Below are 12,827 nucleotides of genomic sequence, written 5' to 3'. Positions count from 1 at the left end.
CGTAGCTCAGCTGGATAGAGTACCTGGCTACGAACCAGGCGGTCAGAGGTTCGAATCCTCTCGGGCGCGCCATTTGGCTTCTTCCTTATTCCCTGCCTTTTCATAGTTCGCTCCCCTTTTGTTGTTCTGTTAGAATACGCGGCTTTATTTTGGCGCCTGCCCTCAAGCCTGGCTCGGCGTTATTCAGCTTCTCTCGCTAACTGTTTCGCTCAAGAGTCCAGAAGTCGCACTATGAAGTTTATTGTTAAGCTCTTCCCGGAAATCACCATTAAAAGTCGTTCGGTTCGTCAGCGCTTCGCTAAGCGTTTGGCTTCTAACCTGAAGATTCAGTTGTTGCGTCTGGACTCGCGGTTGTGGATTAAACCCCATTGGGATTTTATTGAAATCATTGCGGAGCAGGCCGATCCTGCCTTTGGGGAGGCGATTAAGGATGTATTGGGGCGTACCCCTGGTATTGCCTCTTACTCAGAAGTCAGTGAGATCCCCTTTACCACCTTTGATGCTCTGCTGGAGCCCTTGGTCGAAATTAATGCGGCCCGTTTGGCTGGCAAAACTTTCGCAGTGCGGGTGAAGCGGGTGGGGGATCATGATTTCACCTCTATCGATATGGAACGTTATCTTGGTGGGGGCTTGCGTGCCCGTACCCAGACGGCAGGTATCGATCTGTCCAAGCCTGATGAGGTGGTGCAGGTTGAGCTACGCCATTCTCGTGCCTTTATCGTCACAGATCGACGCCAGGGCTTGGGGGGCTTTCCCCTGGGAACCCAGGATGATGTGTTGTCGCTGATTTCCGGTGGTTTTGATTCTACGGTAGCGACCTATCAAACCATGCGTCGTGGCTGCAAAACCCACTTCTGCTTCTTTAATCTGGGTGGTCTGGCCCATGAGGTGGGGGTGCGTCAGGTGTCTCACCATATTTGGCAGCGCTACGGTTCGGCTGCCAAGGTAAAGTTTATTTCCATTCCTTTTGAAGAGGTGGTGGGTGACATTCTGGAGAATGTGCACCACTCGATGATGGGGGTGGTACTCAAGCGGGTCATGCTGCGGGCAGCGAATAAAGTGGCCTGGCGCTTGGGGGCTGGGGCCTTGGTTACTGGGGAAAGTATCGCTCAGGTTTCCAGCCAAACCCTGACTAACCTAAATGTGATTGATGAAGCCAGTGAAGTGCTGGTATTGCGTCCGCTGATCGTCACGGATAAGCAGGACATCATCAATCAGGCCAAACAAATTGGTACCTATGATTATGCTGCCTCTATGCCGGAATATTGTGGCGTGATCTCAGACCGTCCAACGGTGAACGCTTCTTTGGCGAAGGTAAAAGAAGAAGAGGCCAAGCTGAGTGAGGAGGTCTTCAATCGGGCACTGGATCGTGCCACGGTACGTAAGATCGACCGCATCCTAGAGGATTTGCCTAATCTGGATGAGCTGGAAGCGCCAGTATGCCAGGTAGTACGGGCACAGCAGGATGTAGTTATTGATATTCGTCATCCCGATGAGCAAGAGCAACAGCCGCTGGATTTGCCAGGGCAGACAGTGCTGCATATTCCTTTTTATAAACTTAATGCTGCCTTTGCCGAGCTGCAGCAAAATCGCCAGTATCTGCTCTATTGTGAGCAAGGGGTAATGAGTAAATTGCATGCCGTGCATTTGCGTGATGCAGGCTTTGATAATGTGGGTGTGTACCAACCCTGAAGGCTACCCTTTATCAGTATCAACCCAGGCTTGCCTGGGTTTTTTTATGGTGTTTTTCGGCTAAAAAAAATCAAAAGGGTAATTTGCAACTACTTATATTTGTTCTGCTAGGGGCGGTTAAGGAAAGGTGTCGACACTTGTTTGGCTACCGCCTAGGTCTAATGGCATTTGTTGCTGTCTGTGGCAGACTTGCTGCAGGTCTGTTTCGTTGATTGTCGACAATTTTGTTGCGAATGTAAGGGTTTTCCTCTAGGTAAAAGCGGGGATTCCCTTGTCTAGCCCGGAATGCTTGGGGTAGAGTAACGAAGTTTTGCACTACTGATACGGTGTAGGGCGTCCTCTTGACGAGCTTTACGGAGGGCAAACTGCGGTAGTGTGTCGACACTTCACCCTCGAGGAGCTTCCGATGGATGCCGCTAATCTATTGAATGAAGGTTTCATGCTGATGGTATTTGGCATGGGCTTCGTGTTTGTGTTCCTTTCGTTGCTGGTGGTGGCGACCCAAAGAATGAGTGCCCTGGTTGGTCGCTTCCTGCCAGAGCCTGCCCCTAAAGCAAAAGCCTCTAAGCGCCCATCCGTGGCGCCTGCCCAAAATAATGACCAGGATGGCCAGGTGATGGCTGTAATCTCTGCAGCTGTGCATCACCATCGCACGCGTCAATGAGTCGAACGATAAATTACTAAGGGCTGTTTTCTATGACCAATGCAAAGAAACCCTTGGGTATCACCGATGTCGTACTACGGGATGCGCACCAATCACTGTTCGCTACCCGGATGCGTCTGGATGATATGCTGCCCATCGCGGAAAAGCTGGATAAAGTCGGCTTTTGGTCGCTGGAGAGCTGGGGTGGTGCCACCTTTGATTCCTGCATTCGCTACCTGGGAGAAGATCCCTGGCAGCGTATTCGTGAGCTGAAAAAAGTCATGCCCAATACTCCGCAACAAATGCTGCTGCGGGGGCAAAACCTGTTGGGTTATCGTCATTACGCCGATGATGTGGTGAGCAAGTTTGTTGAGCGTGCGGCGGTCAATGGCGTAGACGTGTTCCGGGTGTTCGATGCCATGAACGACCCGCGTAACCTGCAAACGGCCATTCAGGCTGTGCTAAAGCAGGGTAAGCATGCCCAGGGCACCATTTCCTATACCATTAGCCCGGTACACACCATCGATATGTGGGTGGACCTGGCCAAGCGTATTCAGGACATGGGCGCACACTCGGTCTGCATTAAAGATATGGCGGGCCTGATTAAGCCCTATGTGGCTTTTGAGTTGGTGAGCCGCTTGAAGGCTGAGTTGGAGATTCCGGTGCAGTTACACTGCCATGCCACCACGGGTCTATCGACTGCTGCCATTGTGAAAGCCGTGGAGGCCGGGGTGGATCATGTCGATACCGCCATTTCCTCAATGTCGATGACCTATGGCCATTCCCCCACCGAGTCTGTGGTATCTATCTTCGAAGGCACCGACCGGGATACCGGGCTGGACATTATCGCCCTGGAAGAAATTTCAGCTTACTTCCGTGAAGTGCGGAAAAAATACAGTAAGTGGGAAGGTTCTCTGAAAGGGGTGGATTCCCGCATTCTGGTGGCGCAAGTACCTGGCGGCATGCTGACCAACATGGAAAGCCAGCTTCGTGAACAGGGCGCTGCCGACCGCCTGGATGATGTGTTGGCTGAGATTCCCCGCGTACGTGAAGACCTCGGCTTTATCCCCCTGGTTACCCCAACCTCCCAGATTGTCGGTACCCAGGCAGTTTTGAATGTCCTAACTGGTGAGCGCTACAAGTCCATCTCCAAAGAGACCCAAGCGGTACTGCGTGGCGAATACGGTAGTGCCCCTGCTCCCTTTAATGCGGAACTGCAGGCACGTGTACTCGATGGGGCGGAACCTGTGACCTGCCGTCCAGCGGACTTGCTGGAGCCGGAAGTCGAGAAACTGACCGCTGAGCTGCAAGCTTTGGCCGAGAAGGAAGGCCTGCGCCTGGAGCAGGGCGAACGTCTGATTGATGATGTATTGACCTATGCACTCTTCCCGCAGATTGGTCTGAAATTCCTGAAAAACCGTGATAATCCCGAAGCCTTTGAACCTAAACCTGGCCTACAAGAGGAGAAACCCATGGCTGCAGCGAAATCCAATGGCGGTCCTGCTGTTTACACCATCACCGTTAATGGTCAGCGTTATGTGGTTGAGGTTGCTGAAGGTGGTGAAATCTCCCAGGTTCAACCCGCTGCCGCCGCTCCTGTTGCAGCGCCGGTAGCGAACGAAGGGGAAGAGGTTGGCTCTCCTCTGGCCGGTAACATCTGGAAGGTACAGGTCAGCGTGGGTCAGATGGTCCAAGAGGGCGATGTGCTGGTGGTGTTGGAAGCGATGAAGATGGAAACCGAAGTTCGAGCTGCGCGTGCCGGTAAGGTGGTGAGCGTAGAGGTAAAAGAAGGGGATGCCGTGGTCGTAGGCGATACCCTGGTTACCTTGGCATAAGGGCGGGCTTTCATGGAACGCTTAATGACACTCGTGACCAGCTCGGGTTTATATAACCTGAGCTGGGGACAGACGGTGATGATCATTGTCGGTCTGATGTTGCTCTATCTTGCCATTCGCAAGAACTTTGAGCCTCTGTTGCTGGTGCCCATCGGTTTTGGCGGCATTCTGGCCAATATCCCCCAGGCGGGTATGGCCTTCTCTGCGGTCGAACAGGCCATTTATATGGCGAATCCGGACGTGCTGGCGGCGATGGGGCAAGTGCTGGGTGTGGCCTCAGATAACGCCAAAGAGTTGCTGGAGGCCTATCATTCGGCTTCGGCAGCGGTACATCAGGCAGCCATTAACGTGGCCAATGATGCGGGTTATGGCAATGGCATGCTCTATAACTTCTATTCCGTGGCGATTGCCAGTGGCGTAGCGCCCCTGGTGATCTTTATGGGAGTGGGAGCGATGACCGACTTTGGTCCGCTGCTGGCTAACCCGAAAACCCTGTTCCTCGGTGCTGCGGCGCAGTTTGGTATCTTCGCCACCGTACTGGGTGCAGTGGGATTGAGTGCGATAGGGGTGATGGACTTCAGCATTGCTGATGCTGCCGCCATCGGCATTATCGGTGGGGCAGATGGTCCCACCGCAATCTACGTAGCCAGCATGCTGGCACCGCATTTACTGGGTGCGATTGCCGTTGCTGCCTATTCCTACATGGCCTTGGTGCCTCTGATTCAGCCGCCCATCATGCGTGCACTGACGACAGTGGAAGAGCGCAAGATCAAAATGGAACAGCTGCGTCACGTCTCTAAGACCGAGAAGATTATGTTCCCGATGGTATTGCTGTTGATGGTCGCCCTGTTGCTGCCTGATGCTGCACCCTTATTGGGGATGTTCTGCTTCGGTAACCTGATGCGTGAATGTGGTGTGGTGGATCGCCTAAGTGATACCGCGCAGAATGCGCTGATCAATATCGTCACCATCTTCCTGGGTTTGTCGGTGGGCTCCAAGTTGAGCGCGGATAAGTTCCTGGACGTGACCACGCTGGGGATACTGGTACTGGGTATTGCTGCCTTCTGCATCGGGACCGCCGCCGGGGTCATTATGGCCAAACTGATGAATAAACTGCCGGGTAGCAAGGTTAATCCCTTGATTGGTTCGGCAGGGGTATCTGCGGTGCCGATGGCGGCGCGGGTATCGAATAAGATTGGTTTGGAGGCTAACCCGCAAAACTTCCTGCTGATGCATGCCATGGGCCCTAATGTGGCGGGTGTGATAGGTTCAGCGGTGGCTGCGGGGGTGATGATCAAGTTTGTGGCGGGGGCTGGCTAAAGCACTGCCTAACTTGTTGGAAAATTGTTTGCATAACACTAAAGCCCTCAAATGAGGGCTTTAGTGTTTTTAGCCTACCTGGAAAAGGCGAATGCTTTTAACTGTTTTGCAGGGGTTTTAGCAAAGCTAGTTTGGCTGCAAAGGCGATAAAAACAGTGCCGGTGACTGATTTAAGCCATTGGGTAAAGCGGGGGCTGGTGGCCAGTTGTTTGAGGCGGGCCAAGAGTAAAATCATGGCACTAAACCAAACTAAATTGAGCAGCGCATGGAGGCTAACCAGCAGGTAAGCACTGCTGGCGCTATCTGTAAAGGGTACAAACTGGGGGAAGGCCGCCAGGTAAAACATGGAGACTTTGGGATTTAGCAGGTTGGTCAGTAGACCTTCAACAAAAGCACTCTTTAAGGAAAAGCGCTTGCCTGTCACCGGAGGAGTAGCTGGGTTGGGCAGCTGGGGTTGGCGCCAGGCCTGCCATAACGCTTTGCCACCAATCCAAGCCAGATAAGCCGCCCCCAGCATTTTGAACACGAAAAAGGCCTGGGCAGATTGCAGCAAGAGTACTGAAATGCCAAGAATCGACAGGCTGCCATGTAGATAAAACGCTAGGATAAAACCGGCAATGTTAGCAAAGCCGGCGGCTTTACCGGCACTGGGTACGGTCTTGGCGATGAGGACGCCATTAGGGCCAGGTGAGATGACTAGTAAACTGGCAACCAGGATAAAGCTGAAGATCTGCACGGCTTCCATAATGGGCCTACATGGGGCAAGAGCGAGGAGCCTAAGCCTAGTGTCGATTCAAGAGGCAGGCAAGCCTAGTCTGGCCATTGCCAGGGGAAGGTTGGTTGGCGGTATAGCGAATCCGCTGAGTCGAAGTTCTCCTTGTGCGCTTAGGGCAAGTAAGCGCAGGGTACGGTAGAGATTGGACTTGCCACAGCCGTTAGCGCCGCTAATCAGGTTCAGCCCGGTTAAGGGTAAAGTCAGATTGAGCAAGGAACGGTAGTTCCCTACCGCTAAGGTGGTTAGCATAATGGCTCCCTGCGTGAATTCAGTTGCTAAGGATAACCCTAATGGCGTGGAATGCTTACCCGCATCTTCTCCCTGCATTACGCTGTTTGTCTGGCTTGGCGGAACTGGGGCAGGCACCCTGGCAGGCTATGCAGTCCGCTCACTGTGTTTCTGCTCAGGAAACTGAGGCGTATCCCTTTATTAGTTATGCATTTTTACAGGCTTTGGAAGAATCGGGAGCGGTCGCCGCGGCCACGGGGTGGCAGCCTGCACATCTTTATTGGCAGCAGGCACAACAGGCCGCGGCTTTACCCTGTTATCTCAAGCAGCACTCCCGTGGCGAGTACGTCTTTGATCAGCCCTGGGCAGAAGCCTGGCAACGGGCGGGTCAGAGTTATTATCCGAAAGGGGTGGTATCCATTCCTTTCTCGCCTGTGCAGGGGCCGCGTTTACTGGGGGATCGTCAGGGCTTCCCATTGCTTGAGCAACAACTACGCCACTGGGTGGAGGAGCGGCAACTTTCCAGTGTGCATGTACTCTTTAGTGCAGCAAGTGAACAGGATGTGTGGCAATCCGCAGGTTGGTTGCAGCGGTTAGGTTGCCAGTTCCATTGGTATAACCGTGGCTATCAGGAGTTTGCTGACTTTTTGACGTTATTGCAGGCGCGTAAACGCAAAAATATGCGTAAAGAGCGCGAACAAATTAGCCAACAGGGGGTGAGTGTTCGTTGGCGCGCGGCGGTAACCCTGGATGAGCAGGAGTGGCGACAGTTTTATCAGTGTTATGCCAGTACCTACTGGCGTCGAGGGCAGCAGCCTTATTTACCCTTGCGTTTTTTTCAGCTCCTGGCGGCACGCTTGCCGGAGCAGGTACAGCTAGTACAGGCGCTCCATCAGGGACGCTGGGTGGCCTCTGCCCTGTTTTTACAGGATCAGGATTGTCTCTATGGACGCTATTGGGGATGCCTGGAGCACTACGACAAACTCCACTTTGAATGTTGTTTCTATCAAGGGATGGAGCGTGCAATAGCGACAGGGCTCAAGAGCTTTGATGCCGGTGCGCAGGGGGAGCATAAATTGCTACGGGGCTTTGAACCGGTTCTGACTCATTCCTGGCATTGGTTGCAGCCTGGGTTGCAGCAGGCGGTGGCGGACTTTTTGCAGCAGGAGCGTCCAGCTGTACGGGCCTATGCACGGGAAGCGAGCAGCTATTTACCCTATAACCAAGCTTGGATTGAGCGTTTTGCCCCTGAGGGGGCGGAGGTATAAGTGAGTTTAACGACCTGTGTATGTGGTAGTGGCCGGGATTATCAGCATTGCTGTGCGCCGCTGCACCGTGGGGAACAACGGGCAACCAGCCCAGAGCAATTGATGCGCTCGCGTTATGCGGCTTTTGCTTTAGGTGGGTTAGGGGCGTATTTGCTGCGCACCTGGCATCCCGTGCAACGGCCCGGCCTTACCGAAGCAGAGTTGGATCAGTCAGAGACGGATTGGCAGCGACTCGAGATTGTGCAGGCGCCTTCTCCGCAGGGAGATGAGGGGATAGTGGAGTTTCGCGCCTACTATCAAGAACAAGGACGGTTGGCCTGTCTGCATGAGCGCTCTATCTTTCGCTATAGTGCTGAGGCGGGCTGGCAGTACCTGAGCGGCCAGATTAATCCTCCTGCCCAGCAGTTAGTCAAGGCGGGGCGCAATGATCCTTGTCCCTGTGGTAGCGGTAAAAAATATAAGAAGTGTTGTGGGGGGTGATCGGCCCGCCAGCCGACGGGCCGGAAAACCGGCCTGTCGGGGCTGCCTAGTGGCAACTAGTAAGCGCTGAGGTTAGTCGCAGAGTGCATCCAGCTTTTGCTTGAGCAGTCCTTGTACTTGGCCTGGGTTAGCTTTGCCTCCGGAGGCTTTCATTACCTGCCCCATAAAGAAGCCCAGCATCTTGCCACGTTTGTCAGGCTCGGCGGCGCGGTACTGTTCAACCTGAGGGGTACAGCTAGCGATCACCTGATCAATAGCTGCTTCCAGCGCACCGCTGTCGGTCACTTGTTTCAGGCCTTTGCTCTCGATGATGGCATCGGGAGTGCCCTCACCATTCCACATCGCTTCAAATACGGTTTTGGCAATCTTGGAGGTGATGGTGTCATCCAGTATGCGGCTGATCAGCTGGGCCAGATCAGCGGCAGGTACTTTCAGCTCGCTGAACTCCATACCGGCCTGATTCAGGTATTTGGACACCTCGCCCAACAGCCAGTTTGCCGCCTGCTTGGCATCGCCACAGCCTTTTACGACCTGCTCGAAGTAGTCCGCCATGTCGCGGTAGGCCGCCAACAGGCCAGCATCGTAGTCATTCAGGCCATAGTCCTGCATAAAGCGCGCTTTGCGTGCGTCGGGTAGTTCAGGCAGGGTCTGGCGTACGGCATCGATATAGACATCATCAATGACTACCGGCAGTAGGTCGGGGCAGGGGAAGTAGCGATAATCGTTGGCTTCTTCCTTGGAGCGCATGGAGCGGGTTTCGTTTTTGTCTGCATCGTACAGGCGGGTTTCCTGCACAACGGTACCGCCATCTTCGATCAGGTCAATTTGACGCTCGATTTCATGCTGAATCGCCTTCTCGACAAAGCGGAAGGAGTTGACGTTTTTGATCTCGGCGCGGGTGCCAAACTTTTCCTGCCCTTTAGGACGTACGGAGACGTTGGCATCGCAGCGGAAGGAGCCTTCTGCCATGTTGCCATCGCAGATGCCGAGGTTGGTGACGATAGCGTGGATCTTTTTCAGATAGGCTACCGCCTCCTTGGCGGAACGCAGATCCGGCTCAGAGACGATCTCCAGCAGCGGCGTGCCGGCACGGTTGAGGTCGATGCCGGTCATCCCCTGGAAGTCTTCATGCAGGGATTTACCGGCATCTTCTTCCAGGTGGGCACGGGTCACGCCGACTACTTTCTTGCTGCCATCATCCAGCTCAATTTCGACCTGGCCTTTGCCAACGATAGGGAACTCAAACTGGCTGGTTTGGTAACCCTTGGGCAGGTCTGGGTAAAAGTAGTTTTTACGCGCAAAAACGGAGCGCTTGCCAATTTCTGCCTCAATGGCCAGGCCGAATTTGACCGCCATGCGCAGGGCTTCTTCATTCAGCACCGGCAAGGTGCCGGGCAGAGCCAGGTCAATAGCGCAGGCCTGGGTATTGGGCTCAGCACCGAAGGCGGTGCTGGCGCCGGAAAAAATCTTGGATTGGGTGGCCAGTTGGACGTGAATTTCCAGGCCGATCACAGCTTCCCATTGCATCTTTTATACCTCTCAAGCCTGGGTGGGACGGCGCAGGTGCCAGTCAGTCACCTGTTGGAACTGATGCGCCACATTAAGCAGACGGGCTTCATCGAAGTGCTTGCCGATGATCTGCATGCCGACCGGTAAGCCATCAATTAAACCCGCTGGCACTGACATGCCGGGCAGGCCGGCCAGGTTGAGTGACAGGGTGAAAATATCTTCCATATACATGGCAACCGGATCGTTGGTTTTTTCACCCAGTTTAAAGGCAGGGTGAGGAGTAACGGGGGCCATGATGACATCCACATCAGCCAGCGCAGCGAGGAAGTCTTGCTGAATCAGGCGGCGGATACGCTGTGCCTTGAGGTAGTAGGCATCGTAATAACCGGCAGAGAGGGCATAGGTGCCTACCATGATGCGGCGCTTGACTTCAGTGCCAAAACCCTCGGCACGACTACGCTTGTACAGATCCTGCAGGTCTTGTGGGTTGTCACAACGATAGCCGTAACGAACTCCATCAAAACGCGACAGGTTAGAAGAGGCCTCGGCGGGGGCGATGATGTAATAAGCCGGAATCGACAGGGCAACGTTAGTCAGGCTGATTTCTTTCAGGGTCGCGCCCAGCTTTTCATATTCACGCAGGGCGGCCTGCAGGGTATCGGCCATTTGCCCATCCAGATTGGCACCGAAGAACTCTTTGGGCAGGCCAATCGTCAGCCCTTGCAGCGGCTGCTCCAGGTTGGCGCGGTAGTCCGGTACTTCACGATCCAGACTGGTGGAATCTTTGCTGTCAAAGCCGGCCATGGCATTGAGTAGCAGGGCGCAGTCTTCTGCGGTATGGGCCATCGGGCCGCCCTGATCAAGGCTGGAGGCATAGGCTACCATGCCCCAGCGTGACACCCGGCCATAGGTGGGTTTGATGCCAGTAATGCCGCAGAAAGCAGCAGGTTGGCGGATAGAGCCGCCAGTATCGGTGCCGGTCGCAGCGGGGGTGAGGCCTGCGGCAACGGCAGCAGCAGAGCCGCCGGATGAACCACCGGGCACGCGGTTACGATCCCAGGGGTTTTGCACCGGGCCGTAAAAGGAGTTTTCGTTGGAGGAGCCCATGGCGAACTCATCCAGGTTGGTTTTGCCCAGCATCACCATGCCAGCCGCTGCCAGTTTGTCGACCACGGTGGCGTTATAGGGGGCGATAAAGTTATCCAGCATTTTGGAGCCACAGCTGGTGCGCACGCCCTGGGTGCAGAAAATATCTTTATGGGCGATAGGCAGACCGGTCAGGGTTTCGGCTTGACCAGCGGCACGACGCTCATCCGCTGCTTTGGCTTGCGCCAGTGCCAGCTCTTCAGTCAGGGTGATAAAAGCATTGTGTTGGTCTGCTTTAGCGCGGGCCAAATAATCTTGGGTCAGCTCGACGCTGGATAGCTGACCGGCTTCGAGCTGACGTGCCAGCTCGGCAAGGGTACGGATTGTCATGACAGGTATCCTGTGAGTCGAGGCGCGTTATTCAATAACCTTGGGGACCAGGAACAGGCCGCGTTCTGCCGCAGGGGCATTTTGTTGCAGCTGTTCGCGCTGGTTGGGCTCGGTTACCTGATCAGGGCGTAAACGCTGAACTTCATCCAGCGGGTTTGACAGGGGCTCGACCCCATCGGTATTGACGGCCTGCATCTGATCGACCAGTTCCAGAATGCTGGAAAGGTCGCGGGCATAAGCGCCCAAATCCTCACTTGCAACTTGCAAACGAGCCAGATGGGCGATTTTTTCCACATCGGAATGTTGTAAAGCCATGTGCCTTTTCCATAATCCGCTGTGCCTGACCCTAGGCTAAGGCGTTCGGGTCGGCTAGAATAAGCCGCCCGGACAGCATCTAACACGACACCGCCAGGGGTCAGGCGGGCTGCTCAAAGCCCCGTAAGGTAACATATTTGCGCCTTGCCCAAAATCCCTGCCGTTGCTAGAGTTTAGCGGTTTACTGCTGCCGGTTTTCGCCACGCATTTTCGCCTGCTAAAGAAGCTACGAGTCTCATGTTCAAACGAATTCGCGGACTGTTCTCAAGTGATTTGTCCATTGACCTGGGAACGGCCAATACCCTGATTTATGTACGTAACAAAGATATCGTCCTGAACGAGCCCTCCGTCGTGGCTATCCGTCAGGTCGGTAACCAGAAGCAGGTCGCCGCCGTGGGCCTGGACGCCAAGCGTATGCTTGGACGGACGCCAGGCAACATCACCGCTATTCGTCCGATGAAGGACGGGGTGATCGCCGACTTCCATGTCACCGAGCGTATGCTCCAGCACTTTATCCATAAAGTGCATGAAAACTCCTTCATTACCCCCAGTCCCCGGGTACTGGTGTGTGTGCCCTGCAAATCCACTCAGGTGGAGCGCCGCGCGATTAAGGAATCGGCACTGGGCGCAGGGGCTCGTGAGGTCTATCTGATTGATGAGCCGATGGCGGCTGCCATTGGTGCAGGCCTGCCGGTTGGGGAAGCAACGGGTTCGATGGTGGTGGATATCGGTGGTGGTACCACTGAGATTGCTATCATTTCCCTCAACGGTATTGTCTACGCCGAGTCAGTACGGGTCGGTGGTGATCGTTTCGATGAGTCCATCAGCACCTATGTGCGTCGTAACTACGGTAGCCTGATTGGTGATGCCACTGCCGAGCGGATCAAGCAGGAGATTGGCTGTGCCTATCCCAGCGCAGAAATCCGTGAAATTGATGTGCGTGGTCGCAATCTGGCGGAGGGGATTCCCCGTAGTTTTACCCTTAATTCCAATGAGATCCTGGAAGCCCTGCAGGATCCGCTCTCTACTATCGTGCAGGCGGTGAAAACCGCGCTGGAGCAATGCCCACCTGAGCTGGCCTCTGACATCGCGGAAAGCGGTATTGTGTTGACCGGTGGTGGTGCGCTGCTGCGCGATATCGACAAACTGATCAGCGAGGAAACCGGCTTGCCGGTAATCGTGGCGGAAGATCCTCTGACCTGTGTCGCCCGTGGTGGTGGCAAGGCGTTGGAGATGTTGGACAGCCGCGGACTTGAGCTGTTGTCGGCCGAATAATTAGAACCAGG

12 protein-coding genes are annotated in these 12,827 nt (G+C 54.7%); 7 read left to right on the top strand and 5 right to left on the bottom strand.

Annotation, left to right across the window (positions count from 1 at the left end):
• The first annotated feature begins 231 nt into the window (after positions 1-231).
• The 4 genes from thiI to Q334_RS0114490 all read left to right on the top strand — a co-directional run bounded on the left by thiI (position 232) and on the right by Q334_RS0114490 (position 5,490).
• Entirely contained in the window at positions 232-1,692 is a 1,461-nt protein-coding gene (thiI, locus tag Q334_RS0114505) for a tRNA uracil 4-sulfurtransferase ThiI (protein ID WP_027313849.1), read from the top strand.
• Between the two features lie 406 nt (positions 1,693-2,098).
• Positions 2,099-2,356, top strand: a complete 258-nt coding sequence (locus Q334_RS0114500) for an OadG family protein (protein WP_027313848.1) — start codon at positions 2,099-2,101, stop codon at positions 2,354-2,356.
• A 32-nt stretch (positions 2,357-2,388) separates the two neighbouring features.
• Positions 2,389-4,170: a sodium-extruding oxaloacetate decarboxylase subunit alpha gene (gene oadA, locus Q334_RS0114495; RefSeq protein ID WP_027313847.1), complete on the top strand. Its 1,782-nt coding sequence runs from the start codon at positions 2,389-2,391 to the stop codon at positions 4,168-4,170.
• Positions 4,171-4,182: 12 nt separating this feature from the next.
• Positions 4,183-5,490 (top strand): sodium ion-translocating decarboxylase subunit beta, encoded by a 1,308-nt coding sequence (locus tag Q334_RS0114490; protein WP_027313846.1) that lies wholly within the window; start codon positions 4,183-4,185, stop codon positions 5,488-5,490.
• A 97-nt stretch (positions 5,491-5,587) separates the two neighbouring features.
• Here Q334_RS0114490 and Q334_RS0114485 read toward each other — a convergent pair whose 3' ends face one another.
• Together Q334_RS0114485 and Q334_RS20690 are read right to left on the bottom strand one after the other, a co-directional pair.
• Positions 5,588-6,235, bottom strand: coding sequence for a LysE family translocator (locus tag Q334_RS0114485; RefSeq protein WP_027313845.1), 648 nt, complete (start codon positions 6,233-6,235; stop codon positions 5,588-5,590).
• 48 nt (positions 6,236-6,283) lie between these two features.
• A complete protein-coding gene (locus tag Q334_RS20690) occupies positions 6,284-6,514 on the bottom strand; it encodes an AAA family ATPase (RefSeq protein WP_027313844.1) in 231 nt (76 codons plus the stop codon).
• Positions 6,515-6,555: 41 nt separating this feature from the next.
• Here Q334_RS20690 and Q334_RS19295 point away from each other — a divergent pair, with 41 nt between their 5' ends.
• Together Q334_RS19295 and Q334_RS19290 are read left to right on the top strand one after the other, a co-directional pair.
• Positions 6,556-7,761 (top strand): GNAT family N-acetyltransferase, encoded by a 1,206-nt coding sequence (locus tag Q334_RS19295; protein ID WP_051527829.1) that lies wholly within the window; start codon positions 6,556-6,558, stop codon positions 7,759-7,761.
• On the top strand, positions 7,762-8,241 hold the full coding sequence (locus Q334_RS19290) for a YchJ family protein (protein WP_027313843.1): 480 nt from the start codon (positions 7,762-7,764) through the stop codon (positions 8,239-8,241). It begins immediately after the preceding gene.
• Positions 8,242-8,313: 72 nt separating this feature from the next.
• Here the strand turns inward: Q334_RS19290 and gatB are convergent, their stop codons facing one another.
• The 3 genes from gatB to gatC are packed head-to-tail and all read right to left on the bottom strand — an operon-like array spanning position 8,314 to position 11,541.
• The gene (gatB, locus tag Q334_RS0114465; protein ID WP_027313842.1) at positions 8,314-9,768 is read right to left on the bottom strand and encodes an Asp-tRNA(Asn)/Glu-tRNA(Gln) amidotransferase subunit GatB; all 1,455 of its coding nucleotides are present in this window, start codon (positions 9,766-9,768) and stop codon (positions 8,314-8,316) included.
• Positions 9,769-9,780: 12 nt separating this feature from the next.
• On the bottom strand, positions 9,781-11,226 hold the full coding sequence (gene gatA / locus Q334_RS0114460) for an Asp-tRNA(Asn)/Glu-tRNA(Gln) amidotransferase subunit GatA (protein WP_027313841.1): 1,446 nt from the start codon (positions 11,224-11,226) through the stop codon (positions 9,781-9,783).
• Positions 11,227-11,253: 27 nt separating this feature from the next.
• Complete coding sequence (gene gatC / locus Q334_RS0114455; RefSeq protein WP_027313840.1) at positions 11,254-11,541, bottom strand: Asp-tRNA(Asn)/Glu-tRNA(Gln) amidotransferase subunit GatC; 288 nt, start codon at positions 11,539-11,541, stop codon at positions 11,254-11,256.
• 237 nt (positions 11,542-11,778) lie between these two features.
• Here gatC and Q334_RS0114450 point away from each other — a divergent pair, with 237 nt between their 5' ends.
• Positions 11,779-12,816: a rod shape-determining protein gene (locus tag Q334_RS0114450; protein WP_027313839.1), complete on the top strand. Its 1,038-nt coding sequence runs from the start codon at positions 11,779-11,781 to the stop codon at positions 12,814-12,816.
• Positions 12,817-12,827 lie beyond the last annotated feature (11 nt).

Source organism: Balneatrix alpica DSM 16621 (genome assembly GCF_000619885.1).
In the GTDB taxonomy this organism is placed as follows: Bacteria; Pseudomonadota; Gammaproteobacteria; order Pseudomonadales; family Balneatricaceae; genus Balneatrix; species Balneatrix alpica.
Note: the sequence above shows the minus strand (reverse complement) of the source record. Positions and strands in the feature narration are given on the sequence as shown.

Coding starts and splice junctions, on each gene's coding strand:
- thiI (WP_027313849.1), top strand. CDS start 232: ATGAAGTTTATTGTTAAGCTCTTCCCGGAAATCACCATTAAAAGTCGT.
- Q334_RS0114500 (WP_027313848.1), top strand. CDS start 2,099: ATGGATGCCGCTAATCTATTGAATGAAGGTTTCATGCTGATGGTATTT.
- oadA (WP_027313847.1), top strand. CDS start 2,389: ATGACCAATGCAAAGAAACCCTTGGGTATCACCGATGTCGTACTACGG.
- Q334_RS0114490 (WP_027313846.1), top strand. CDS start 4,183: ATGGAACGCTTAATGACACTCGTGACCAGCTCGGGTTTATATAACCTG.
- Q334_RS0114485 (WP_027313845.1), bottom strand. CDS start 6,235: ATGGAAGCCGTGCAGATCTTCAGCTTTATCCTGGTTGCCAGTTTACTA.
- Q334_RS20690 (WP_027313844.1), bottom strand. CDS start 6,514: ATGCTAACCACCTTAGCGGTAGGGAACTACCGTTCCTTGCTCAATCTG.
- Q334_RS19295 (WP_051527829.1), top strand. CDS start 6,556: ATGGCGTGGAATGCTTACCCGCATCTTCTCCCTGCATTACGCTGTTTG.
- gatB (WP_027313842.1), bottom strand. CDS start 9,768: ATGCAATGGGAAGCTGTGATCGGCCTGGAAATTCACGTCCAACTGGCC.
- gatA (WP_027313841.1), bottom strand. CDS start 11,226: ATGACAATCCGTACCCTTGCCGAGCTGGCACGTCAGCTCGAAGCCGGT.
- gatC (WP_027313840.1), bottom strand. CDS start 11,541: ATGGCTTTACAACATTCCGATGTGGAAAAAATCGCCCATCTGGCTCGT.
- Q334_RS0114450 (WP_027313839.1), top strand. CDS start 11,779: ATGTTCAAACGAATTCGCGGACTGTTCTCAAGTGATTTGTCCATTGAC.